Source organism: Pseudomonas sp. PB101, assembly GCF_009764265.1.
In the GTDB taxonomy this organism is placed as follows: Bacteria; Pseudomonadota; Gammaproteobacteria; order Pseudomonadales; family Pseudomonadaceae; genus Aquipseudomonas.
On record NZ_RWIR01000024.1, the window covers coordinates 278,908 to 302,161 of the forward strand.

At 61.2% G+C, this 23,254-nt stretch carries 24 protein-coding genes; 11 read left to right on the plus strand and 13 right to left on the minus strand.

The genetic code is table 11. The features are described from left to right. The first annotated feature begins 66 nt into the window (after positions 1–66). Complete coding sequence (locus EI969_RS07875; RefSeq protein WP_160386953.1) at positions 67–519, plus strand: thiol-disulfide oxidoreductase DCC family protein; 453 nt, start codon at positions 67–69, stop codon at positions 517–519. A 113-nt stretch (positions 520–632) separates the two neighbouring features. Beyond that, the gene (locus EI969_RS07880; RefSeq protein ID WP_160386954.1) at positions 633–1,499 is read left to right on the plus strand and encodes a GNAT family N-acetyltransferase; all 867 of its coding nucleotides are present in this window, start codon (positions 633–635) and stop codon (positions 1,497–1,499) included. 93 nt (positions 1,500–1,592) lie between these two features. Here EI969_RS07880 and EI969_RS07885 read toward each other — a convergent pair whose 3' ends face one another. The 5 genes from EI969_RS07885 to EI969_RS07905 form a co-directional block, all read right to left on the minus strand. Next, positions 1,593–2,591, minus strand: a complete 999-nt coding sequence (locus EI969_RS07885) for a 3-hydroxybutyryl-CoA dehydrogenase (protein ID WP_160386955.1) — start codon at positions 2,589–2,591, stop codon at positions 1,593–1,595. Beyond that, positions 2,591–3,697 (minus strand): NAD/NADP-dependent octopine/nopaline dehydrogenase family protein, encoded by a 1,107-nt coding sequence (locus EI969_RS07890; RefSeq protein WP_160386956.1) that lies wholly within the window; start codon positions 3,695–3,697, stop codon positions 2,591–2,593. Before EI969_RS07890 ends, EI969_RS07885 begins: the two co-directional genes overlap by 1 nt. A 96-nt stretch (positions 3,698–3,793) precedes the next feature. Beyond that, the gene (locus tag EI969_RS07895; RefSeq protein ID WP_160386957.1) at positions 3,794–4,768 is read right to left on the minus strand and encodes an AraC family transcriptional regulator; all 975 of its coding nucleotides are present in this window, start codon (positions 4,766–4,768) and stop codon (positions 3,794–3,796) included. A gap of 84 nt (positions 4,769–4,852) precedes the next feature. After that, the gene (locus tag EI969_RS07900; protein ID WP_160386958.1) at positions 4,853–6,208 is read right to left on the minus strand and encodes an MFS transporter; all 1,356 of its coding nucleotides are present in this window, start codon (positions 6,206–6,208) and stop codon (positions 4,853–4,855) included. 148 nt (positions 6,209–6,356) lie between these two features. Further along, positions 6,357–7,607, minus strand: coding sequence for an OprD family outer membrane porin (locus tag EI969_RS07905; RefSeq protein ID WP_160386959.1), 1,251 nt, complete (start codon positions 7,605–7,607; stop codon positions 6,357–6,359). A gap of 508 nt (positions 7,608–8,115) precedes the next feature. Here EI969_RS07905 and EI969_RS07910 point away from each other — a divergent pair. Beyond that, positions 8,116–8,661: a DinB family protein gene (locus EI969_RS07910; RefSeq protein WP_160386960.1), complete on the plus strand. Its 546-nt coding sequence runs from the start codon at positions 8,116–8,118 to the stop codon at positions 8,659–8,661. A 27-nt stretch (positions 8,662–8,688) separates the two neighbouring features. On the opposite strand, the gene EI969_RS07915 is transcribed toward EI969_RS07910, so the two are convergent. The 4 genes from EI969_RS07915 to EI969_RS07930 form a co-directional block, all read right to left on the minus strand. Continuing rightward, a complete protein-coding gene (locus EI969_RS07915; RefSeq protein ID WP_160386961.1) occupies positions 8,689–9,129 on the minus strand; it encodes a CBS domain-containing protein in 441 nt (146 codons plus the stop codon). Further along, on the minus strand, positions 9,071–9,373 hold the full coding sequence (locus tag EI969_RS07920; protein WP_160386962.1) for a hypothetical protein: 303 nt from the start codon (positions 9,371–9,373) through the stop codon (positions 9,071–9,073). Before EI969_RS07920 ends, EI969_RS07915 begins: the two co-directional genes overlap by 59 nt. A gap of 86 nt (positions 9,374–9,459) precedes the next feature. Next, positions 9,460–10,815: a dicarboxylate/amino acid:cation symporter gene (locus EI969_RS07925; RefSeq protein ID WP_160386963.1), complete on the minus strand. Its 1,356-nt coding sequence runs from the start codon at positions 10,813–10,815 to the stop codon at positions 9,460–9,462. A 107-nt stretch (positions 10,816–10,922) separates the two neighbouring features. Beyond that, on the minus strand, positions 10,923–11,978 hold the full coding sequence (locus tag EI969_RS07930; RefSeq protein ID WP_160386964.1) for a tartrate dehydrogenase: 1,056 nt from the start codon (positions 11,976–11,978) through the stop codon (positions 10,923–10,925). A gap of 136 nt (positions 11,979–12,114) precedes the next feature. Between EI969_RS07930 and EI969_RS07935 the strand changes: the two genes are divergently transcribed. The 8 genes from EI969_RS07935 to EI969_RS07970 all read left to right on the plus strand — a co-directional run bounded on the left by EI969_RS07935 (position 12,115) and on the right by EI969_RS07970 (position 19,157). After that, entirely contained in the window at positions 12,115–13,038 is a 924-nt protein-coding gene (locus EI969_RS07935; protein ID WP_160386965.1) for a LysR family transcriptional regulator, read from the plus strand. A gap of 99 nt (positions 13,039–13,137) precedes the next feature. Continuing rightward, positions 13,138–13,593, plus strand: a complete 456-nt coding sequence (locus EI969_RS07940; RefSeq protein ID WP_110657647.1) for a glycine zipper 2TM domain-containing protein — start codon at positions 13,138–13,140, stop codon at positions 13,591–13,593. A 58-nt stretch (positions 13,594–13,651) separates the two neighbouring features. Then, positions 13,652–13,987: a hypothetical protein gene (locus EI969_RS07945; RefSeq protein ID WP_160386966.1), complete on the plus strand. Its 336-nt coding sequence runs from the start codon at positions 13,652–13,654 to the stop codon at positions 13,985–13,987. Positions 13,988–14,355: 368 nt separating this feature from the next. Continuing rightward, positions 14,356–14,814, plus strand: coding sequence for a metallophosphoesterase family protein (locus EI969_RS07950; protein WP_160386967.1), 459 nt, complete (start codon positions 14,356–14,358; stop codon positions 14,812–14,814). 266 nt (positions 14,815–15,080) lie between these two features. After that, complete coding sequence (msuE, locus tag EI969_RS07955) at positions 15,081–15,641, plus strand: FMN reductase (protein WP_160386968.1); 561 nt, start codon at positions 15,081–15,083, stop codon at positions 15,639–15,641. An 11-nt stretch (positions 15,642–15,652) separates the two neighbouring features. Then, positions 15,653–16,798 carry an FMNH2-dependent alkanesulfonate monooxygenase gene (gene ssuD, locus EI969_RS07960; RefSeq protein ID WP_160386969.1) on the plus strand — a complete coding sequence of 382 codons (1,146 nt, stop codon included), beginning with the start codon at positions 15,653–15,655 and terminating at the stop codon, positions 16,796–16,798. A 55-nt stretch (positions 16,799–16,853) separates the two neighbouring features. Continuing rightward, positions 16,854–18,041 carry an acyl-CoA dehydrogenase family protein gene (locus tag EI969_RS07965; protein ID WP_160386970.1) on the plus strand — a complete coding sequence of 396 codons (1,188 nt, stop codon included), beginning with the start codon at positions 16,854–16,856 and terminating at the stop codon, positions 18,039–18,041. 12 nt (positions 18,042–18,053) lie between these two features. Next, positions 18,054–19,157, plus strand: coding sequence for a sigma-54-dependent Fis family transcriptional regulator (locus tag EI969_RS07970; RefSeq protein WP_160386971.1), 1,104 nt, complete (start codon positions 18,054–18,056; stop codon positions 19,155–19,157). Positions 19,158–19,188: 31 nt separating this feature from the next. Here the strand turns inward: EI969_RS07970 and EI969_RS07975 are convergent, their stop codons facing one another. From EI969_RS07975 to EI969_RS07990, 4 genes are all read right to left on the minus strand, one after another. Continuing rightward, complete coding sequence (locus EI969_RS07975; protein ID WP_160386972.1) at positions 19,189–20,232, minus strand: methionine ABC transporter ATP-binding protein; 1,044 nt, start codon at positions 20,230–20,232, stop codon at positions 19,189–19,191. A 109-nt stretch (positions 20,233–20,341) separates the two neighbouring features. Then, a complete protein-coding gene (locus EI969_RS07980) occupies positions 20,342–21,112 on the minus strand; it encodes a MetQ/NlpA family ABC transporter substrate-binding protein (protein WP_110657897.1) in 771 nt (256 codons plus the stop codon). 98 nt (positions 21,113–21,210) lie between these two features. After that, complete coding sequence (locus EI969_RS07985; RefSeq protein WP_160386973.1) at positions 21,211–21,876, minus strand: methionine ABC transporter permease; 666 nt, start codon at positions 21,874–21,876, stop codon at positions 21,211–21,213. After that, the gene (locus tag EI969_RS07990) at positions 21,873–23,246 is read right to left on the minus strand and encodes an LLM class flavin-dependent oxidoreductase (protein WP_160386974.1); all 1,374 of its coding nucleotides are present in this window, start codon (positions 23,244–23,246) and stop codon (positions 21,873–21,875) included. Before EI969_RS07990 ends, EI969_RS07985 begins: the two co-directional genes overlap by 4 nt. Positions 23,247–23,254 lie beyond the last annotated feature (8 nt).

The following is a 23,254-nucleotide window of genomic DNA, read 5'->3' on the forward strand; positions in this document are numbered from 1 at the left end:
ATGCAGACGCTAACGCTGGCACACGGTTATGATCCGGGATCACCAGGTTCCCTCGGACCCACGCCAATGCCAGCCTCGCAAGTCCGCCCCTCGCCCGCGCCACTGCTCGAACCCGGAGAGACGGTGGTCTTGTTCGACGGTGTCTGCAAGCTGTGCAACGGCTGGGTGCGGTTCCTGATTCGCCATGACCGCCAGCGGCGCCTGCGGCTGGCGGCGGTTCAGTCGCCCGAGGGGCAGGCTCTGCTCGCCTGGGCGGGTTTGCCCCTGGACCGATTCGACACCCTGGCGGTGATCCGCGACCGGCACTACTGGGACCGTTCGGATGCGTATTTCGAAGTCTTTGCCCAGTTGCCCGCACGCTGGCGCCCGGTGAATCTGTTGCGCATCTTCCCGCGCAAACTGCTGGACTGGGCCTACGACCGCATTGCGCTAAACCGTTATCGACTCTTCGGCAAGTACGACACCTGCCTGTTGCCTGATCCCGATCATGAACAGCGCTTCCTGAAAATGCCCCGATGAGCGCCTTGAGCTGACGTGACGACCTGGCTCAATACCCGGCTTGAAGCTATACCCAAAGGGTTCGGCGTGGGGATTGACCACAGGCCTGGTCAGCGACTGAGGAGAACTTCGCGGTGTCGAATCAGCTGGTCATACGCAACATGACCCGTCCCGAGCTGGACGAGCTCGTCGATTGGGCTGCCCGCGAGGGTTGGAATCCCGGTTTTCACGATGCCGAGCTGTTCTGGGCCACGGACCCTGACGCCTTCATCGCGGCGTGCCGGGGCGACGAACTGATCGGCGGCGGCGCCATCACCTCCTACCATGGCGATTTCGGTTTCATGGGGTTTTTCATCGTCCGGCCTGAATATCGCGGTCAAGGCCTGGGCAATACCCTCTGGCACGCACGCCGCGAGCGCCTCCTCGCCCGCCTGCGCCCTGGCGCGAGCATCGGCATGGACGGCGTCTTCGCGATGCAGGACTACTACGCCAAGGGTGGTTTCGTCTTCTCCCATCGCAACATGCGTTTTCGTGCCGGGATCAGCCAACGCTCCTCGCCGGCAGGCGACGAGGACATCGTGCCGTTGGCCAGCGTGCCGTTCGATCAGGTTGTCGATTACGACCGCACCTGTTTCCCCGCCGAGCGCGCGACCTTCCTGAGCGGCTGGATAACCCAGCCCGATGCACTCGCCGTGGGTTGTCGGCGCGACGGCAGGCTGAGCGGCTATGGCGTAGTCAGGCGCTGCCGGGAAGGCTGCAAGGTCGGCCCTTTGTTCGCCGATGACGCCCGGGCAGCCAATGCCCTGTACGTGCGCCTGGCGCAATTTGCGCAGGGTGGCCCGCTGTTTCTCGATGCCCCGCAGAACAACCCCGCAGCAATGGCACTGGTGCAGCAACAGGCCATGACCGAGGTGTTGGGCTGCGCACGCATGTACCTCGGCCCTCCCCCGGCGATCGCGCACGAACGCGTGTTCGGCGTCACCACCTTCGAGCTGGGCTGATGTCCGCCCGCGACTTGACCGGTTATGGCGGCTGCCCGCCCCACCCGCATTGGCCGGGAGAGGCACTGGATAACCCGATTCCCCGCCTGATGCTCAGCCCTGCTCCAGCGCTCCCTCGAACTGCGGCGTCAGCCCCGACAACTCCAGCTTGCGCACAAACTCGCCGAGACGCTGCTGCTTGTAGGCGTCCACGTCCAGGTCACGGTAATCATAGAAACCCTGGCCATCGCGCAAGCCATTGCGGCCGTTTTGCATGTTGTCGGCAATCACCTGCGGCGACTCGAAACGCGGTGACAGCGCTCCACTCAGGTAGCGCGAGGCGTAGTACAAAATGTCGCCGCCGCCCCAGTCGATGAACTCGAGCAGGCCCAACACCGAGAAACGCAGGCCAAAGCCGACGCGTACCGCAGTGTCGATATCCTCCGCGCTGGCCACGCCCTCTTCCACCATCCGTGCCGCTTCGTTCATCGCCAATGCCTGGATGCGCGGCACGATGTAGCCAGCCACCGGATTGCACACCACGGGCACCTTGCCGATGCGCTTGAGCAGTTGCAGCAGCCGCTCGACCACCTGTGGGCAGGTCGCTGCGCTGCGGCTGACTTCCACCAGCGGCATCAGGTAGGCCGGGTTGAGCCAGTGCGCGTTGACGAAGCGCTGCGGCTCACTGACCATTTCGCTCAACTCGGTGACCAGGAATGTCGAGGTGGTGGACGCGATGATGGTCGACGCCGGGACATGTTCGCTGACCCAGGCGAAAGTCTGCTGCTTGACCGCGATGACTTCCGGCACCGCTTCGAACACCAGGTCGCACTGGCGCAATGTCCCCGCAGCCTCGGATCGGTCTTGCAGCGTCAACCGCGATAGTGCGATGTCCGCCTGTTCCAGCTGGAGCATGCCGAGGCGCACCAGCGTCTGCAGTTCGCTGCGGATGTTGTTGCGCACTCGCTCGAAGTAGCCTTGCCGCTCATCCTCGGCACGGTCCTTGATGTCGATAAGGGTTACCGGCAGGCCCGCATGGATGAACGCCAGGGCTATGCCCTCGCCCATCCGGCCGGCGCCGACCACGCTCACTTGAGGCAGCGCGGCGTTCATCAGTTGTAGCCCTTGGTCAGAAGTTCGGTCATCTGCGCCCGACTCAGCGTGGCCAAGCCGAGGTTTTCCAGGGTACGGCCTTCGGCGTAGAGGTCACGACAGGCGACGACCGAGGCAATGCTCAACAAGCCCTGCGCGACCGGGGTCGGCACACCGGCCCAGCGGCCGACGGACACCAGGAAGGACAGGCCCAGGCGGGTGTCTTCGAGCATGTAGCGATGCTTTTGCAGGTCAATGTCTTCGCGCCAGTCGCCGCTGTCGGTGAGCTTGCCATGGGCACCGCGACCGTACATCCACTCCTCGCCCTCGGTGGTGTTGTAGTGATCGGCCAGCGGGAAGTGCGGCGCGCCGTAGGTCAGTGCTTCGCGCACGGCCATGCGCTCGGCATCGAGCTGGTTGGTCACGCGGCGAATCGACGGCTGGGTGCCTTCGTTGTGAATGTCCCAGGACTCGAAATGCTCCAGGGGACCGGCGTTCATCATGATCAGCGGCGGATGAATGATGGGGCCCGCATTCATCAACGCACCGCTCAGGGCGTCTTCAATCGGCTCGACGCTCGGGTAGGCCTCGCGCAGCACTGAGAAGGCGTGCTCGGACAGGTTGCTGGGGAATACACCGGTTGGCAGGCGGGTAGCGTAGCCGCTGATCACCAGGTCGCTGGCGCCGTGCTTGCGGACCAGGTACGGCAGCGTGCCGGTTTCAGCGAAGGCGACCTGGCTGCGGTTGCCCGCATCGGCCATGGCCTTGGCGAACACGAAGCTGCCGAACGTACCCGGCGGCAGGAACACCACCTGACCATCGTGCAGGTGTGGCGCAACATGCCTGGCGAGGTCTTCGTGGGAGGTCGACGGCAACGGGATGATCACCAGTTGCGCGTCGGCCAGGGCTTCAGCCAGGTCGTCGGTGAACGACAGCTTGTCGCCCTGCTGGCCGACGGACAACTGGCGAGTGCCCTTGTAGTCCTTGATGGTCAGGCTGCCGATGGCCAGCAGCTCCTTGAGCGCGGCGCAGTCTCGGCGCCACAGGCGGGTCTGGTGCCCTTTTTCAGCCATTTCGACAGCAGCGGCGTAACAGCCGTGACCACCACCCAGCACGGTAATATTCATGCAGATACTCCTTTTTGTTGGAGACTCGATCCTATCGAGCCGCACCGCCACAGACTCATCCGATTGCGCAGCCGAATGACGGATTGCGCAGGAGTCTCAATGCTTCTGCCGCCGCAGGGTATCCGACGGCAGGCAGCCATAGCGTTGCCGATAGGCACTGGAGAAATGCCCGAAACTGTTGATGCCGTGACGCAGCAGGATATCGGTGACGGTTTCACCGCCCCCGCCCTGTTTGAGCGACTCGTGGATCATCGCCAGCCGGCGGTCACGGATGTACTCGACCGGCGCTTGCTGGAGGAACTGGTTGAAGCCGTTCTGCAAGGTGCGCACCGAGACGCCGCATAGCTCGCTCAAGGTTGTCAGGCTGATCGGTTGGTCGAGGTGCTCCTCGATGTAGTCACGGGCCTTTTTCACGTGGTGCGGCAGCGGCGCGCGCGAATCGAGCAAAAGATCCGCCGAGTAGTTGTGCGGCAATTGGGTGAGCAGCAGTTGCATCAGGTATTCGGACAACCCGCCGGCGAGGCGCGAACCGTCGACGCCGCTGCCGTACAGCCGGCAGATGTAATCCAGGGTGTGATAGAGACTGACGACGCCGGCGCCCAGGTGATCGACGCTGACATCGAAGATCACCGACTGCCGCAGGCTGCGGCCGAGCAGGCGTTGCAGTTGCGTCTCCAGGGCATCACGGTCGACTCGCAGGATCAGGTTGCGGCACTCGCCATCGGTGACGATGCGGCTTTGCGCGAACGGCGAGGACACGCTCAGGTAGCCCGACTGCATCGCCGCGCTGCGCCGACCGTGGGCGACTTCGCACTGCCCCTGCAAGGTAATCCGGAACAGGTACTGATCGGCGATGTCGCCGATGGTGATCTCCACCGGCGCGCCATAACTCAAGTCGAGCAGCGCCGAATCGCCGAAAAACACGCCGTTGAGCCGGGTGTACATCGGCTCGTCACGCAGTACGTTGAAACTGTGCGGGCACAGGTAGTGGCTGACCTTGTCCTTGATCTCGCGGTAATCGGCCGAGCTGAGCAGGCTGTGCCGTTCCAGCAGGTGTACGTCATTCAACATCAAGGGTTCCCCCTGTTTGAAGCACATCAGCCCCGCATCCGTTGAAGGAGCGAGGCCGAGGTGCCGATTGCGGTCTGTGGCTGATCAGGCCCGGGTCGGATATTCCCGGGCATAACTTTCACGGAAGCGACGGCAACCGCGCCACAGTAGAAGTACGGTCAAGGCCGACGCGCCGGCGATTACCAGTGACATCGACGAGCCCACCGCCGCGGGCGAGCCGAAGTAGCGGTCGGTCAGCAACGCCACCAGCGTGGTGCCCAGGCCCAGGCCCAGCAGGTTGCTGATCAGCAGGAACACGGCAGAAACCTGTGCACGCACCTGGTTCGGCGCGAGGATCTGCATCGCCGCCGTGGAGGCTGGCATCGGGAACGAGGCGAAGAACATCGCCGGCACCAACAGCGTCACCGACAGCCATAGTTGATCGGCTTGCGGGAACAGTACGGCCGGCACCGCCATGCCGAGGGCACCGATGACGCCGGTGCGCATGGCCGCATCCTGATGACCTTTCTTGGCCAGATAGTCGGTGAGCCAGCCACCGAACAGTACCCCGGCGGTGTTGGCCACCAGCAGCACGGTGCCGAGCATGTAGCCCGCCTCCATTGGCGACAGGCCGAACTTGCGGATGTACAGCGCCGGGCTCCAGCTCATCATGCAGAACAGGGCCATGGCGTAGAACGAAAAACCCAGGTAATGGCAGGTGAAGGTGGCACGGTGCCGGCCGAGAAAGCGCAAGCCATCGGTCATCGCGACCTTCTTCGCCTTACCCTGCGCATCGACCTGCAGGCCCTTGCGCGCCGGGTCGCGCACCGTGAGCCAGATCAACAGGCCGACGACGATGCCGGGCAGGCCGACAATGAAGAAAGCCAGCTGCCAGGCCTTCATCGCGCCGAGAAAAGCGACCTCGATGGTGTTCATGTCCTTGAGCATCGCGATCACATAGCCGCCCACCAGGAAGGCCAGGCCACCACCGACGAACGAGCCGATCGAGTAGATGCCCACGGCGCGACCGAGTTTCTCCTTGGGGAACATGTCGCTGAACATCGAGTAGGCCGAGGGCGACAGGGCCGCTTCGCCGACGCCGACACCAATGCGCGCGAGGAACATCTGCAGGAAGTTCTTGCTCAGGCCGCAGGCCGCTGTCGCCAGGCTCCAGAACACGACGCCGACGGCGATGATCTTCGGTCGCGAAAAGCGGTCGGCCAGGTAGGCGATGGGCATGCCCATGAAGGCGTAGAACAACGAAAAGGCCAGCCCGTGCAGCAAGCTGAACTGGGTGTCGCTGATCTGCAGGTCGGCCTTGATCGGCTCGATCATCAACGCCAGGATCTGCCGATCCACAAATGAAAAGATGTAGGCGACCATGCACAGGCCGACCACGTACCACTCGTAAAGGTAGGTTTTTTTCTTTTGCAGGACCGCGTTATCGACCTGGATATTCACTAGTGTTTGCTCCTCTTGGAATCCGCTCATGCGCGTAGCGATGCGCAGAACAACGACTGGAAAGTTGCGGGGCAGATGCAAAGGACATAGGGTTCGAACATGGTCAGGCCTCTTATTGTTATGGGGTCAATCACTGGGTGGACCGGGCTTACCAGAACTTCCAGGTGTAGGTCGTGGCGACTCGGAATTCGTTGTAGTCGTAGCCGTACTTCTGTTTCACGTCGATGTTGCGCACGTCCAGCCCCAGGCCTTGCAGCGCCCCGCTCTGGACCACGTAGCTGAGCCCGAGGAAACGTTCGCTTTCCTGGTTGTCGCTGAGGTTGTTGCCGCGGTTCCAGTGGGTGCCCTTGATGTAGCGGGTGTAGAGCTTCAGCCCCGGCATGCCCATGCCGGCAAAGTCATAGCTGTAGCGAGCGCCCCAGGACTTTTCACCCGGGCGGACGAACCCCAGGGACGACCAGTGCACCAGGTAGGGTTGCGGGATATAACCGTTCATCGTCGGGAACACGCTGTCACCGAGCATGCGCTGGTAACTGAGGCCAAACATGTGGGCGCCTTTGAGCAAGGTGAACAAGCCACCGTAGGAACGGTTGTCGATTTCACCATTCAAGGCATTGCCGTCTTCATTGTTGTTGAAGTAGCGCAAGTCGGTTTTAAGTTTGTAGCCATTACCCAAGTCAACCATGTGCATCAGGCCGAAATAGTGTTGCTGATAAATATCGTGCAACACGCCATAGAAATAACTGGCTTGCAGGTTTTTGGTGATGTCGTAAGTGGCGCCGCCAAAGTCCAGGCCGTCACTGTCGAGATTATCGGTGGAGCCAAACTTGTACAGTTTTTCGTGGTTGGAAGATTCCCGTGTCGCCGCCGACCAGAAACGACCGCCGGTCAGCGTCAACCCATCGACTTCCCTGGACTCGACCACAGCGCCTTGATAGATCGTATCCAACTGCCGACTGGTGTCATCGTAGGCCACCGGCAGTTGTGGACGAAGGTCACCCACCTTCAACTCGGTCTTGCTGTAGCGCATCTTCAAGGTTGCACCGGCGCGACTGTAGTCATCGGCCGTCTGCTGGTCGCTGACGCTGTACGGCAGCGAACCGTCGTTGCCCGACGAATCCAGGCGCACGGCGTATTGCGCGTCCACATCAAGACCGATGGCCAGGGCCGTGTCGGTGTAACCGGAGGTGAACTGCGCATCGAAACCCTGAGACCAACTATGCACTTCAGAAACCGGCGCATTGGTATTGGTGTAATTACGGTGCAAGTAGAAGTTACGCGTATCGACTTTGAAGTGACTGTCATCAATAACATCGGCATGTACTGCCAATGGCGAACAGATCATCCCCAACACGCTGGCAATACTGAGCCCACGGCAAGGCTGCTTTACTTCATGCATCTAACTTCTCCACATCTGTATGTGCTGGGCACTGTATTTATAGGAGCAGAATTAAACTAAAAACTAAAAGCGCTGGTCTTTTGTTGTTATCGGGTAAAGCGCCTGGGGGCTCAATGGTGCAATCCGCTACGACGACACGCTTCGTGCCTGTGCAAGGTAAGTCAGTAGGCCCCGCGCGGGTATCAAGATGAACAGCATCCGTTGAGGGGTAATCTCCAACCCGGCTAAAGGTTTCCCTTAGTCCACACCACCGGCATTGCGCAAACCGGCACCGACGTCGTGGTAGTGGATGAGCCCTAAACTAGCGATTGCACTGCCTGCCAACCTCCCCGATTGCGCAGGCAACTCTCCGATTGCGCAGCCTGATGCGGAGCGCCTTGGCACTGAACCGGGCCAGAACCCAGGCCTACAGGTAAAGATGCGGCCGCTCCCGACCCAGAGTGTGTAAAAACGCAGAGACTGTTTGGAAAACAGACTTCAATATGGGTGACCTGAAAGGAGTAACACCATGAGCCGCACCCGCCATACCTGCCTGATGGCGACCTACAACCAGTGGATGAACGCAAAGATCTATCAAGCGGCCAACAGCCTGTCCGATGAAGAGCTCGCAGTGGACCGCAAAGCATTCTTCGGCTCCATTCTCGGCACGCTTAATCACCTGGTGGCCGGGGACACCGTCTGGCTCAAGCGCTTCGCGACGCACCCGGCGAACTATCCGGCGCTGGAGCCGATTCGACAGCTGCCTGCCCCCAGGAACCTCAACGAGTTGCTGTTCTCGAATATCCGCGAGCTGTCGGCACATCGAGTGTGGCTCGACCAGGTCATTGTTGATTGGTCTCGCTCCATTACCGAGTCGGACCTGGATCACATCCTCAACTACTCAAGCATGAAGGGAGTGCCCGCCGACAAGGATTTTTATGGCTTGCTCATGCACTTCTTCAACCACCAGACCCACCACCGCGGGCAAGTCACGACCTTGCTTTCACAAGCAGGTGTCGACATCGGTGATACGGATCTGGTCATCCTTATTCCATCCGAACCCGGCACACCATAGCCGCCATCCGTTTCAGCCCGGGTCGCTTCATTGTCCACGGATATAGTGCTCCAGCTGCCGGATCAGGTCGGCCTGCTCGACGATGGCTTCCTTCACCAGATCACCAATCGACAGCAGGCCAATCAGTTGATCACCGTCCACCACCGGCAGATGTCGAAGATGACTGTCGGTCATGACCACCATGCAACGCTCGATGCTCTGCCTGCTGTCTGCCGTCACCACGGGCGCGCTCATGATGGCCCGCACCGGCGTACCGACCGAAGAGCGGCCCTGTAGAACGACTTTGCGCGCGTAGTCGCGTTCGCTGATGACACCCACCACCCGCCCTTCTTCAATCACGGGTAGCGCCCCCACATTCTTTTCAGCCATCAACTTCAGCGCTTCAAGCACCATCTGATCAGGTGCGATGCTATGGACATGCTGGTTTTGCATGACCTTCAGTTTGAGCAATTGTGCGGCTGTTTTCATAAGTGCCCCCGAGATCGGTTGAAAAAGCAAAAAAAAACGCCTGAAACCCTTCGGTTTCAGGCGCCTTTGCCTGTTCTTTTGCAGTGTCACCCACGCTCTGCCCGGCCAATCGGTCGTCGTTGACCGAGGGTGTCCCGAGGCAGGCACTGCAGGTGAGTCCGACGTGAACCTTGCAGCCTTTGTGCCAGTCGCCAGCAGACTCCTGATCCTGAGTGCGCTTGGGTGGATGCAGGCGAAAGTCCATTGGGCTGCATCCGCCTGGTGCACGATGCCATGCAGGGCGCTGTAAAAACGTGCAGAAATACAAAAGGGCCCCGAGGGGCCCTGCAATTACACCCTCGAGGCCTTTTCAAGGCTGGGCAGCAAGGGACTGCCCGTCACTGAAGAAGGGACATGGACAGCCTGCGCCTGTACAACCTCAGGCTTCTGCTCTGCTATCTCGCCGTTGAGCGCCTTGTGCATTTTCACCGTGTCCAGTGCCCCGACCCATTTGGCAATCGCCATGGTGCCGACACCGTTGCCGATGGTATTGGTGATCGCCCGAGCCTCGGACATGAAGCGATCGACGCCCAGCAGCAGCACCATGCCCGCTACCGGAATGGTCCCCAGGGACGACAAGGTGGCGGCCAGGATGATGAACCCTGACCCGGTGACGCCTGCCGATCCCTTGGAGGTGAACATCAAGACGGCCAGCACGATCAATTGGTCGGTCAGGGTCAGCGGCGTGTTGGTTGCCTGGGCGATGAAGATCGCGGCGATGGTGTAGTAGATCGCCTGGCCGTCCGGGTTGAAGGTCAAACCGGATGGAATGATCATCCCGGCGACGGGTTTGGATACACCGGCCTTTTCCATTTTGGAAATCATCTGCGGCAGCACCGATTCCGAAGAGCTGGTGCCCAGTACCGTGAACAATTCTTCCTTGATGAACTTGAGGAACTTCCACAGGCTGAAACCGCTGTAGCGGCAGATAGGCCCGAGCACAAAGATCACGAACACTGCGCAGGTCAGATAGACGCAGGCCATCAGTTTGCCGAGGGAGAACAACGAGCCGAAGCCGTACTTGCCGATAGTGAATGCAATGGCGCCAAAGGCACCGATCGGCGCCAGGCGCATGACCATGTTGACGATGCGGAACATGCCCTGCATCAGGCTGTCCAGTGTGTCGACAAAGACTTTCCCGCGCGGCCCGACATGCGCCAGGGCAATGCCCAGCAGGATGGAAAACAGCAGGATCTGCAGCACATTGCCCTTGGCAAAGGCATCCACAATGGTGTCGGGAATGATGTTCATGACGAAATCCATGAACGAGGCATGTTTCACCGCCGAGGTGTACGTCGCCAGGCTGGAGGTGTCGAGGGTGGCGACATCGATGTTCATGCCCGCGCCGGGCTTGAACACATCGACCACCACCAGCCCGACCACCAGCGCCAGGGTCGACACCACTTCAAAATACAGCAGCGCGCGAAAGCCGACCCGGCCCAGCTCCTTCATGTTCTCCATGCGGGCGATCCCCGTGACCACGGTCAGGAAAATCACCGGTGCGAGGAGCATCTTGATCAACTTGATGAACGCGTCGCCCAAGGGTTTGAGCGCAACGCCGGTTTCCGGAACGAACACCCCGACGATGGCGCCGAGGACGACCGCAATGAGCACTTGTACGTAGAGTTTGCCTAATATTCTTTTCATGACAGGGCCCTGATTTTTTATTGTTGTCAGGAAATGCCAAGGAGCCGGGTCCAGAGATCCGCCCCTTGGCGTAGTGCCGCAGTACTACTTTGAATCACTGGAAAATATCAGCGGTTGATCAGCGCGATGACCGCATCCGTGATCTGGCGGGTGGTGGCCGTACCGCCCAGATCAGGGGTATGCAAACCGCTTTCGGTCACGGCTTCGATGGCCGACATCAGCTGTTTCGCCGCAGCCGCTTCCCCCAGGTGCTCGAGCATCATGGCCGCCGTCCAGAAGGTCGCAATCGGATTGGCCACACCCTTGCCGGTGATGTCGAACGCCGAACCGTGGATCGGTTCGAACATTGAGGGGAATTTGCGCGACGGGTTCAGGTTGGCGGTCGGCGCGATACCCAGGCTGCCGGACAGTGCAGCGGCCAGGTCGGACAGGATGTCAGCGTGCAGGTTGGTGGCGACGATCACGTCCAGCGTCGAGGGTTTGAGCACCATGCGCGTCGTCACGGCGTCGACCAGCTCCTTGTCGATCCTGACGTCGGGGAAATCATTGGCGACTTCGTAGAAAATCTCGTCCCACAACACCATGCCATGACGCTGGGCATTGGACTTGGTGACCATGGTCAAGTGTTTGCGTGGGCGGCTCTGCGCCAGTTCGAAGGCAAAACGATGAATACGCTCCACCCCGGCACGGGTAAACACCGACACTTCGGTGGCGACCTCTTCCGGCAAACCCCGGTGTACTCGACCACCGTTGCCGGAGTACTCGCCTTCGGAGTTTTCCCGCACCACCACCCAGTCGATCTGCTCGCCATTGAGCAGCGGGCTTTTCACCCCTGGCAACACGCGGGCCGGGCGTACGTTGGCGTACTGGTCGAAGCCCTGGCAGATCGGCAGGCGCAGGCCCCACAGGGAAATGTGATCCGGTACGTTGAGCGCGCCCACGGCACCGAAGAAAATCGCGTCGAAGGTTTTCAGTTCTTCCAGACCGCCTTCAGGAATGTAGTAACCGTTTTTCAGGTAGTTATCCGAGTTCCAGTCGAAGTGTTTGAAATCCAGTTCGAAGGCGGATTTTTTCGACAGGGCTTGCAGCACCTCGACGCCTGCGGCGATCACTTCAACACCGATGCCATCACCTGGAACCGCTGCAATCTTGTATGCACTCATGGTCAACTCCACTCTCTTGACGTTCTTGTTTTGCCTGTCGAACGGGCTGTTCAATCAGGGTGTGAGCGGAGTATATGTAGTGAACAAATAGGTGTGAGTTACTCAGAATCACTACATAAATAACTTTGAGTTACGAATGAACCAAGCCTTGGATCTGTCATTTTTTTACCTCCTGGCCAACAAAGGCAGCCTCGCCGCGACGGCACGAGAGCTGGGCATCACGCCGCCGGCGGTGAGCAAGCGTCTCACCGCGCTGGAGGCACGACTGGGTGTGCGCCTGGTCAATCGCACCACGCGCTCGATGAGTCTGACCTCGGAAGGTGAACTGCTTTTTTCCCATGCCGCCCGGATCCTGACCCAGATCGATGAGGTCGAGCAGTTGATCAACAGCAGTCGGGCTACGCCCAAAGGCCTGATACGGGTCAACGCTTCGCTGGGGTTTGGCCGTCGTTACATCGGCCCTGCCCTGGGCGCGTTTTTCGCGCAGTACCCGGAAGTGGAAGTACAGCTGGAAATCAGCGATCACCCGCTCGATCTGACTACTCACGGGTTTGACCTGGGCATTCGCTTCGGCACACTGCCGGACGCGGCTTTCCATGCGCGAAAGATCGCCTCCAATCGCCGCTTGTTATGCGCGTCACCGCTGTACCTGGAAAAGCACGGCGTGCCGCAACGCTTGACGGATTTGCAGCAACACAACTGCATCTTCCTGCGGCAGAACGAAACGCCCTACGGCGTCTGGAGCTTCACCAACGGGGGGCGCACGCAAAACATCAAGGTGCGCGGTGCCTTGGGCTGTAACGACGGTGAAGTGGCCTTGAACTGGGCACTGGAAGGCTACGGCATTCTGCTGCGGGCCGAATGGGACATCGCCAGGTATGTGCGCAGTGGTCGCTTGCGATTAGTGCTGGAAGACCAGACACCGACCCGCGCCGATGTCTATGCGGTTTACCCACAACAGTTACACCTGTCGGCGCGAGTGCGCAGTCTTATCGATTTTCTGGTTGAGCGTTTCAAGCACATCGATCACCTGGATGAAGCGATGTCTATCGATGACTGAATGGCCCCTGGCGCCACATTGACAGCAGAGGCCGCTTTTTCGTCTAACGTCAATGGATGCTTTTGCATGAACCACTTCCTCTGAAAATGGAGTTCGACGATGAAAACTATCGTTTCCTGGCTGACGATTACGCTGCTTGGTTTAGTGCTTGGTGCCTGTTCCGCGGTCGACTCCGTGAGTGGAGGCGCAGGCGAGACGGAGATTCGTTCGGGCAAGATCGAGCAGATTACCCAGACCCAGATGCAGACCAATCACGATAGCGGCGTCGGGGCCATATTGGGTGGTATCGGCGGTTTAGCCCTGGGAAGCCTGATCGGCCAGGGTACCGGCCGTGATGTGGCAATGGTCGCGGGAGCCCTCGCCGGCGGTGTAGGCGGCAACTACGTCGAAAAGAAAAAATATGATCAGCCCATGGACGCCCAGCAGATCATCGTCCGCACCCACAGCGGCGTGTTGGTCCAGGTGACCCAGCCGATCAACCCCGCGTTGAAAAAAGGCATGAACGTTTATGTCGAGGGTTCCGGCAACGAAGCGCGGGTAGTGCCACAAAGCTAGTGGCGTCCGGGGTAATGGATGCAGATATCGGTCTTGACCCTTGAAGGGGTGACACCCGATGAGCGAGAACAAGTCGCCTGTCAGTCTCGATGAAGACATCTGCGTTCATGTCTTCACCGCCTCCGCCGCCATGGTGGGCGTCTGCATCACGGTGATCGGGATATTCCAGGTCATCACCACGTTGAGGAGTGAAAACTCGCTGGGTGATGACTTTCTTGCGATCAACGCCATCTTGTATTTGATCACCACCCTGCTGTCCTACTGGACGCTGCGCACCCGAAAAATGCAGCGCAGTCCCTTTCTGGAAAAGCTGACCGATGCGCTTTTCCTGATTGCGCTGACCTGTACCACCGGCATTGCCGGCTTTATCACCTGGGCGATTACCCTGAGTTAGGGGGCGGCGTGGACGGCAGCGTGGACATGGTCCCTTGTAGGAGCCGGCTTGCCGGCGATGGTCGTCAACGATGACGCGGGTAAACAGGATAAACGCGGCGCACTTGAGTCCATCGCCGGCAAGCCGCCTCCTACAGGTTCTGCGTCGTCGGGGTTTCCCGGGATTGACGCGGTCCTTGTGGGAGCTGGCTTGCCAGCGATGGTCGTCAACGATGACGCGGGTAAGCAGGAAAAACGCGGCGCACTTGAGTCCATCGCCGGCAAGCCGGCTCCTACAAGTGTTGCGTTATTGGTGTTTCCCCCAACGGTCATGATAGAACCCGACTTCAAAGCCCGGCACGTGCCACTATGCCCCTCGAGTCGACTGCAATGAAAATCGGCGTCATTTCCGACACCCACGGTTTGCTCCGCCCCGAAGCCCTTGCCGCCCTGCAAGGCTGTGAGCGCATTCTTCACGGGGGCGACATCGGCAGCGCGCAGATCCTCGACCAACTGGCCGCGATCGCGCCGGTGGATGCAGTGCGCGGCAACAACGATCTGGACGCGCCCTGGGCGCGGGAGTTGCCCGACTGCCTGCGCCTGGAGCTCAATGGCTGGACGGTTTTGCTGGTGCATGACATGGCCGACGTGGCGGCCAGGCTCGATGACGGCATCCAGCTGGTGATCACCGGACACTCGCACAAGCCGTGCATTGAATGGCGCGGTGAGCGGTTGTTCGTCAATCCCGGTAGCGCCGGGCGTCGACGCTTCAAGTTGCCTGTCACGTTGGCATTGCTTCAAATAAACGCCCAAACGATCGAACCGCAGCTGGTGTCATTGCTCGATTGAATCACCCACATAAAACTTTATCGAATATCAAAATGCTATTTGATTCCTTTAAAGAATATAAACATTCCCCTATAACTGTCCGAAATGGAACACCTCACAAGTGTTCCCTGGCCAACAGCACTTCAACAAAAGTTGCCCGGCAGCAACACACCAACCCAAGAAACCAAATAAAACCCTTTGGTTTCATATAGATAAAAACTGGTTCGGTTCTTGCTGAGTACTGCCACCGACTCTGTTTGTAGAGCGACAGCACAGGAATCGAACCCATGAATGCCCCCTTGAACGTTATCGCAGTATCCGGCGGTGCCTACCGTCCTTCGCGTACCCAGGTGCTCAGCCAGGCCATCCTCGACGAGGTCGCCAGCCATCTGAATATTGTTGGCCGGGTGATCGAGCTGGCCGATCTCGCCCGCGACGTGGGCGGCGCCCTCAGCCGCAAAGAGCTGCCTGACGAAATCGAGGCACAACTGCAAGCCATCGAAAACGCCGACTTATTAATCGTCGCGTCGCCGGTCTATCGCGGCTCTTACCCGGGTCAGCTCAAGCACCTGTTTGACCTGATCGACCAGGACGCCCTGATCGATACGCCGGTGCTGCTCGCAGCTACGGGAGGCAGCCCTCGCCACGCGCTGGTGATCGATCACCAACTGCGGCCACTGTTCAGCTTCTTCCAGGCGCTGACCCTGCCACTGGGCGTGTACGCCAGCGAATCCGACTTCAGCAATTACCGCATCAGTTGCGACCTGCTGCAGGCGCGCATCGGTCTGGCCGTTGAACGCGCCCTGCCCTTTTTCAGCAGCCACCAACGCCTGCGCCAGAGCGCCTGAGGAGCATGACGATGAATGTATTCTGGTTCCTCCCGACCCACGGTGACGGGCACTTCCTTGGCACCAGCCAGGGCGCTCGCCCGGTGACCCTCAACTACCTCAAGCAGATTGCCCAGGCGGCGGATGGCCTGGGTTACTACGGGGTGCTTATTCCGACCGGACGTTCCTGCGAGGATTCCTGGGTCATCGCCTCGGCCCTGACCCCGCTGACCGAACGCCTGCGTTATCTGGTGGCGATTCGTCCGGGGATCATTTCGCCGACGGTATCGGCCCGCATGGCCGCCACCCTTGACCGGTTGTCCGGCGGGCGCTTGCTGATCAATGTGGTGACCGGTGGCGATCCGGACGAAAACCGTGGCGATGGCATCCACCAAAGCCATGCCGAGCGTTACGAAGTCACCGATGAATTCCTGCAGATCTGGCGCCGTGTACTGCAAGGCGAAGCCGTGGATTTCCATGGCAAGCACTTCCAGGTGGAAAACGCCAAGGCACTCTACCCACCGGTGCAGAAGCCCTACCCGCCCTTGTATTTCGGCGGTTCTTCGGACGCGGCCCATGACCTGGCGGCCGAGCAACTGGACGTTTACCTGACGTGGGGTGAGCCGCCGGCCGCGGTGGCTGAAAAGATCGCCGATGTCCGCGCCCGGGCAGCCAGGCATGGGCGCACCGTGAAGTTCGGCATCCGCCTGCATGTCATCGTGCGCGAGCGCGCCGAAGACGCCTGGCAGGCCGCCGACCGACTGATCGAGCACATCTGCGACGAGACCATTGCCGCGGCGCAAAAGTCATTCTCCCGCTTCGACTCCGAAGGCCAGCGGCGCATGGCCGCCCTGCATGACGGTCGCCGCGACAACCTGGAAATCGCCCCCAACCTGTGGGCCGGCGTCGGCCTGGTGCGCGGTGGCGCAGGCACGGCACTGGTCGGCGACCCGCAACAGGTGGCGGCACGCATCAAGGAGTACGCCGACCTTGGCATCGACAGCTTCATCTTCTCCGGTTACCCGCACCTCGAAGAAGCCTACCGCTTTGCCGAGCTGGTCTTCCCCCTGTTACCCGAACCCTATGCCAGCCTGGCAGGTCGCGGCGTGACCAATCTCACCGGACCCTTTGGCGAAATGATCGCCAACGATGTCCTGCCACGGACACAAACCGCATGAGCCTGTCGCCAACGACCCACCTGGCAGTCACCCCAGAACTATCGAGGAATTGCGCGTGAGCACCCAACTACAGACTGCTGTCCTCAGCCCCTTGCAGATCGCGCGCAAACTGGCCGCTACCTTTGCCGAGACCGCCGCCGAACGGGACGAGCTCGGCGGCACGCCGAAGGCCGAACGCGACGCCCTGCGCCACAGCGGCCTGCTGGCCCTGAGCATCCCCACCCAGTTCGGTGGCCTCGGTGCCGACTGGAGCGAGACACTCAGCGTGGTCCGCGAGTTCGCCAAGGTCGACAGCTCCATCGCCCACGTCTTCGGTTTCCAGCACTTGATGCTGGCCACCGTGCGTCTGTTCTCGAGGCCCGAGCAATGGCAACCCTGGTTTGAGCAGACCGCGCGCAACAACTGGTTCTGGGGCAACGCACTCAACCCGCTCGACACCCGCACCGTGGTGAAGAAGTTCGATGGCTGGCGTGAGTTTTCCGGCAAGAAAAGTTTCTGCTCCGGGGCCAGCGACTCGGAAATGCTGATTGCCTCGGCGGTCGACGAAAGTGCCGGCGGCAAGCTGCTGATCGCCGCCATTCCGAGTGGCCGCACCGGTATCACCCTGCACGGCGACTGGGACAACATGGGCCAGCGCCAGACCGACAGCGGCAGCGCAACATTCGAACGGGTACGGGTGGAAGAGTCGGAGCTGCTGCTTGATCCGGGCCCCTTGAGTACCCCGTTCGCCTGCCTGCGCCCCCTGATCGCCCAGCTGCACTTCGCGCATATTTTCCTTGGCATCGCCGAAGGGGCTTTCGAGGAAGCCCGTCAGTACACGCTCAAGGAAGGACGCCCGTGGTTCACCTCCAAGGCCCGCCACGTCAGTGAAGACCCCTACATCCTGCGCCACTACGGCGAGTTCTGGGTCGGTCTGGAAAGCGTGCGCGTGCTGGTTGAACGCGCCGCCGCGCAACTCGACGACGCCTGGCGCAAGGGACACAGCCTGGGCAGCGAAGAGCGTGCGCAACTGGCGCTCTCGATCGCCTGCGCCAAAGTGGCGGCGACCCGTACCGGCCTCGACCTGTGCAGCCGTTTGTTCGAAGTCACCGGGGCGCGCGCGACTCACGCCTCGCTGCGGTTCGACCGTTACTGGCGCAACCTGCGCACGCAGACACTGCATGACCCGGTGGACTACAAAATTCACGAGCTGGGGGACTGGGCGCTGAACCAGAACCGCACCACTCCCACTTTCTACTCCTGAGCGAGGGAGCCCATGCAACTGCTGACTCTGCCCCCATCCCCATCGTTGGCCACCTCGATCCGGGCCACCGCCCAGGTTTTCGAGGACCCCAAGTCGCAGGCCCTGCTCGCCCATTTGCAGCAGGTCGCGCCAAGCGAGGCCAGTGTGCTGATCATCGGTGAAACCGGCACCGGCAAGGAGTTGGTCGCCCGCCATATCCATAATCTCAGCCGCCGCAGCCAGGGTCCCTTCGTGGCCGTCAACTGCGGCGCGTTCTCGGAATCCCTGGTCGAGGCCGAACTGTTCGGCCATGAGAAAGGCGCCTTTACCGGCGCCATCAGCGCCAAGCCCGGCTGGTTCGAAGAGGCCAACGGCGGCACCTTGTTCCTCGATGAGATCGGCGATCTGCCGATGCCCATCCAGGTCAAGCTGCTGCGCGTGCTGCAAGAGCGTGAAGTGGTGCGGCTGGGCTCGCGCAAGAGCATTGCGATCAACGTACGGGTGTTGGCCGCAACCAATGTGCAGTTGGAGAAAGCGATCAACGCCGGGCATTTTCGCGAAGACCTCTACTACCGGCTCAACGTGGTCAGCCTGCATTTGCATCCGCTGCGTGACCGCCCCGGCGACATTCTGCCGCTGACCCGCCACTTCATCCGTACCTACAGCGAACGCCTGGGCTATGGACAGATTGCCCTCAGCGCCGACGCCGAACGCAAGCTGGCCGGCTATGGCTGGCCCGGCAACATTCGCGAGCTGGAAAACGTCATCCACCACACCTTGCTGATCTGCCGCGACGGCCTTGTACGACAGGAGGATTTGCGCCTGTCGAACTTGCGTATCGAGCGCCAGGAAGAAAAGGTCAATAACCCTGAAGAGTCAGCCCAGGCGCTGCTGCATCGCGCATTCAGGCGGCTATTCGAAGAACACCAGGGCGCGCTGTACGAGAAGGTCGAGGACAGTTTGCTGCGCGCCGCGTATCAGTTCTGCCATCACAACCAGGTGCACACCGCCAGCCTGCTCGGTCTGTCGCGCAACGTCACCCGCGCACGCCTGATTGCCATCGGCGAGCTGGTGGTCAACAAGCGCCGCGTTGTCGATGACGTGCCGGACAATCGGGTTCTCCAGCTATCGATATGACTGTCCGGCACTGCCGCCGCCAAAGGCAGACTCACGCGCCCGCCCGCTCGACCCGATCGGCGATCTGTCGCGCCCGTTGCAGCAACGCCTCCAACCCGCCACCGGAAGCCTCCACGCGCACCCGCAGGCAGCCCAATGCCCGGCCCTGGATGCGCTCGATGCCGCCTTGCACCAGGTGCGTCCGGCAACCGAACAGCGCAGCGATTGCCGACAACTCCGGTTCGTGGCCGCTGGCACCGGTGTAATGCAGATCGAGCATGATCTGCGCCCCGGACTCTGACGGCGCGTCATGCACGGCAGGCTGCAGCGTGCCAAGCAAGGAGCGGGTGACGTCGTGTCGCGGGTCACCGAACACTTGCCAGACATCGCCCTGCTCGACCACCCGACCATTTTCCAGGACCACCACACGATCACAGAGATCGCGGATCACTTCCATTTCGTGGGTGATCAGCACAATGGTCAGCCCCAGGCGGCGATTGATATCGCGCAGCAACGCGAGGATCGCCTGGGTGCTCTCGGGGTCGAGTGCCGAGGTCGCCTCGTCGCACAGTAAAAGATCCGGCTGCAACACCAATGCACGGGCAATGCCGACCCGCTGCTTTTGCCCACCGGAGAGCTGCGCCGGGTACGCGTCACGCTTGTCCTGCAGTCCCACAAGATGCAACAGCTCGTCAACTCTTCGCGCACGCTCGGCACGGCCGATGCCCGCCAGCCGCAGCGGCAACCCCACGTTGTCGCCGACGGTTTGCGAGGCCATCAGGTTGAAATGCTGGAAGATCATCCCGGTGCGCTGACGCAAGCCTGCCAGACGTGCTCGATCGAAACCGACGATATCCTCGCCCTCGATCAGTACCTGGCCGCTGCTCGGTTGCTCCAGCCGGTTGAGCGAGCGCAGCAGCGAGGACTTGCCGGCGCCGCTGCGACCAATGATGCCGAACACTTCACCGCGGCGAATGTCCAGGTTGATGTCGTGCAACGCTTGCACGTCCTGCTGCCCGACCCGGTAATGCTTGCCCAGCCCCACCAAGCGTATATGCACGGCGGCAGCCAGGGCCTGTGGATTGAAACTGACCATGAACAAAATCCTGCACAAACAAAAGTGAGCATGCCCCGATACCTGCGGGGCCTGCGCTAAAGCGCGTGCTGGCGGCACCTCAGGGCACCGCCGGCACGCCTGCTGCCAATCAGAAACCGGGAGCGATCTGGCCCTTGTAACGGGTCAGGATGAAGTCGCGCACCTGCGGCGAGTTCAGTGCCTTGGCCAGCTTCTGGATACCCGGATCATTGATGTTGTCCGGTCGGGCGACCAGGAACTCGACGTACAGGTCCTTGCCCTTCTCGACGATCAGCGCGCTGTTGGTGTCGATACCGGCCTCCAGTGCGTAGTTGGCAAAGACGAAGGCCAGGTCCACCTGGCTGACCGCACGGGCCAGCAACGCACCTTCCAGTTCACGAATCTTCAGCTTGTGCGGGTTTTCGACGATATCGTGTTGCGTCGCCAGGGTATTGCTCGGGTCCTTGAGCTTGATCAACCCGGCTTCGTGCAACAACACCAGGGCGCGCCCGGTGTTCACCGGGTCGTTGGGGATGGCGACACTGGCGCCTTCGGGCAGATCGGCGAGTTTCTTGATCCTGGTCGAATAGGCGCCGAACGGCTCGATGTGCACGCCCACGACCGGCACCAGATCGGTGTGCCGGGTCTTGTTGAAGTCATCGAGGAACGGCCGGTACTGGTAGTAGTTGGCGTCGAGGTTTTTCTCGGCCAGTTGCAGGTTGGGCTGGATGAAGTCGCTGAAGACCTTGATATCCAGATCGACACCTTCTTTGGCCAGCGCCGGTTTGACGAACTCGAGAATTTCCGCGTGGGGCACCGGGGTAGCGCCCACCACCAGTTTTTCGTTGGCGTGGGCGCTCAGGGATAAAACGGCAGCGAGGGCGGCCAGGGTCTTTTTCATGCTCATGACTCCAGAATGATCGGAAAGTGGCCGTCGTGAGGTGGACGTAGGGCCTGCAGCAGCGGTACCCGGCTACTGCGTTCGGGTAGGTCCGGCGCTTAGCGCCGTGTGTAATGCCGTACCAGGCGATCGCCGCTCATCTGCAATGCCTGCACCAACAGGATCAGCAGCAGCACGGTGACCACCATCACATCGGTCTGGAAACGCTGGTAACCGAAACGGATCGCCAGGTCCCCCAGGCCGCCACCGCCCACCACGCCGGCCATGGCGGTGTAGTCCACCAGCACGATGGCGGTGACCGTGACGGCGGCGATCAGCCCGGTCCGGGCTTCAGGCAACAAGGTAAACAGGATGATCTGTGGGGTACTGGCGCCCATCGATTGCACGGCCTCAACCAGGCCGCGATCGACTTCGCGCAAGGCACTTTCCACCAGCCGGGCAAAGAACGGCGTACAGCCGACCACCAATGGCGGAATCGCGCCGCGCACGCCCAGCGATGTGCCGGTGACCAGGGTAGTGACCGGGATCAGCACGATCAGCAGGATGATGAAGGGCATCGAGCGCAGCACGTTGGCCACCACCGACAACAGCCGGTAGAGCCTGGGCGATTCGAGCAGCTGGCGCTGGCCCGTCAGGTACAACAGCACCCCCAGCGGCAAGCCGAGCAACACCGTGCAGCCCAGGGCCACGCCGAGCATGCTCGACGTATCCAGGCAAGCCTCGGCCACTTCGCCCCAATTGACGTGAGTGAACCATTCGTTCATCGCGGCTCTCCCACACGCAAGGCCGCCGCCGGATGCGGCGCGGACAGGCGATCGCCCTGCCCGAAGAGCTTGTGGCGCAGGGTGCCGTCTTCGTATTCACGCTTGAACAGCCCGCGTGCCTGCAACTCCGGCACGAGCAGGTCGACCACCGCCTCAAAGGTCTCGGGTGCGACCACGCTGGCCAGGTTGAAGCCGTCGACATCGGTCTCCTCGACCCACTCCTGGAGCTGGTCAGCCACGGTTTTCGCCGAGCCCACCAGCACCGGGCCATCGCCACCGATGGCACAGTAATCGGCAATTTCCGCGGTGGTCCAGGTTCGATTCGGGTCGGCGCGGGTGAACGCCTCTACAGCCGACTGGATGGCATCGCTGGGCACTTCACGCAGCACCTGATCGGGTGCGTACTCGCCGAAATCAATCCCGGTCCAGCCCGACATCAATGTCAGGGCGCCGCTCGCGCTGGCGTACTCGCGGTACTCGCGCAGGCGTTCCAGGGCCTCGGCGTCTGTCGCGGCGACGATGACGGTGAGCTGCTCGAAAACCAATACTTCATCGGCTTTACGTCCGGCAGCCGAAACCGCCGCACGCAACTGCGCGACCTGTTGCTTGAGTACCGCCTTGCTCGGCGCGGCGACAAACACGCACTCGGCATTGGCGGCGGCGAAGACCCGGCCACGGCTCGAAGCGCCGGCCTGGTAGATCACCGGCGTGCGCTGTGGCGACGGCTCGCTGAGGTGAAAGCCCGGCACGCTGAAAAACTCGCCCTGATGAGCGATGCCGTGCACCTTGCGCGGATCGGCGTATACCCCACTGGTGCGGTCGGCCTGCACCGCGCCCTCCTCCCAGCTGGCTTCCCAGAGTTTGTAGCAGACCTGCAGATACTCCTCGGCCAGCGCATAACGCTGATCGTGGGACAACTGCCGCTGCTGGCCCATGTTTCGCGCGCCACTGCTCAGGTACGAGGTGACGATGTTCCAGCCCGCACGCCCCGACGTCAGGTGATCAAGGGTCGACATGCGCCGGGCGAACGGAAACGGATGCTCGAACGACACCGACGCCGTCACGCCAAACCCCAGGTGACGAGTCGCCGCAGCCATGGCCGGCACCAGTTGCAACGGATCGTTGACCGGCACTTGCGCGGCACTGCGCAGCGCCTCGTCGGCACTGCCCTGGTAGACGTCATAGACGCCGAGCACATCGGCGATGAACAGCCCGTCGATCTTGCCGCGCTCCAGGGTTTTCGCCAGTTCGATCCAGTAATGGATGTCGGTGTAGCGCGTCGACTGATCGCGCGGGTGCCGCCACTGGCCGGGCGACAAATGCCCCACGGTGTTCATGCTGAAGGCGTTGAGGCGAATTTGCTTGGGCATCTGCGCGT

Bases quoted from the DNA above. Each gene is read 5' to 3' on its own strand.
- EI969_RS07875 (WP_160386953.1), top strand. From the start codon at position 67: ATGCCAGCCTCGCAAGTCCGCCCCTCGCCCGCGCCACTGCTCGAACCC.
- EI969_RS07885 (WP_160386955.1), bottom strand. From the start codon at position 2,591: ATGAACGCCGCGCTGCCTCAAGTGAGCGTGGTCGGCGCCGGCCGGATG.
- EI969_RS07890 (WP_160386956.1), bottom strand. From the start codon at position 3,697: ATGAATATTACCGTGCTGGGTGGTGGTCACGGCTGTTACGCCGCTGCT.
- EI969_RS07895 (WP_160386957.1), bottom strand. From the start codon at position 4,768: ATGTTGAATGACGTACACCTGCTGGAACGGCACAGCCTGCTCAGCTCG.
- EI969_RS07905 (WP_160386959.1), bottom strand. From the start codon at position 7,607: ATGCATGAAGTAAAGCAGCCTTGCCGTGGGCTCAGTATTGCCAGCGTG.
- EI969_RS07910 (WP_160386960.1), top strand. From the start codon at position 8,116: ATGAGCCGCACCCGCCATACCTGCCTGATGGCGACCTACAACCAGTGG.
- EI969_RS07915 (WP_160386961.1), bottom strand. From the start codon at position 9,129: ATGAAAACAGCCGCACAATTGCTCAAACTGAAGGTCATGCAAAACCAG.
- EI969_RS07920 (WP_160386962.1), bottom strand. From the start codon at position 9,373: ATGGACTTTCGCCTGCATCCACCCAAGCGCACTCAGGATCAGGAGTCT.
- EI969_RS07925 (WP_160386963.1), bottom strand. From the start codon at position 10,815: ATGAAAAGAATATTAGGCAAACTCTACGTACAAGTGCTCATTGCGGTC.
- EI969_RS07930 (WP_160386964.1), bottom strand. From the start codon at position 11,978: ATGAGTGCATACAAGATTGCAGCGGTTCCAGGTGATGGCATCGGTGTT.
- EI969_RS07935 (WP_160386965.1), top strand. From the start codon at position 12,115: ATGAACCAAGCCTTGGATCTGTCATTTTTTTACCTCCTGGCCAACAAA.
- EI969_RS07940 (WP_110657647.1), top strand. From the start codon at position 13,138: ATGAAAACTATCGTTTCCTGGCTGACGATTACGCTGCTTGGTTTAGTG.
- EI969_RS07945 (WP_160386966.1), top strand. From the start codon at position 13,652: ATGAGCGAGAACAAGTCGCCTGTCAGTCTCGATGAAGACATCTGCGTT.
- EI969_RS07950 (WP_160386967.1), top strand. From the start codon at position 14,356: ATGAAAATCGGCGTCATTTCCGACACCCACGGTTTGCTCCGCCCCGAA.
- msuE (WP_160386968.1), top strand. From the start codon at position 15,081: ATGAATGCCCCCTTGAACGTTATCGCAGTATCCGGCGGTGCCTACCGT.
- ssuD (WP_160386969.1), top strand. From the start codon at position 15,653: ATGAATGTATTCTGGTTCCTCCCGACCCACGGTGACGGGCACTTCCTT.
- EI969_RS07970 (WP_160386971.1), top strand. From the start codon at position 18,054: ATGCAACTGCTGACTCTGCCCCCATCCCCATCGTTGGCCACCTCGATC.
- EI969_RS07975 (WP_160386972.1), bottom strand. From the start codon at position 20,232: ATGGTCAGTTTCAATCCACAGGCCCTGGCTGCCGCCGTGCATATACGC.
- EI969_RS07980 (WP_110657897.1), bottom strand. From the start codon at position 21,112: ATGAAAAAGACCCTGGCCGCCCTCGCTGCCGTTTTATCCCTGAGCGCC.
- EI969_RS07985 (WP_160386973.1), bottom strand. From the start codon at position 21,876: ATGAACGAATGGTTCACTCACGTCAATTGGGGCGAAGTGGCCGAGGCT.
- EI969_RS07990 (WP_160386974.1), bottom strand. From the start codon at position 23,246: ATGCCCAAGCAAATTCGCCTCAACGCCTTCAGCATGAACACCGTGGGG.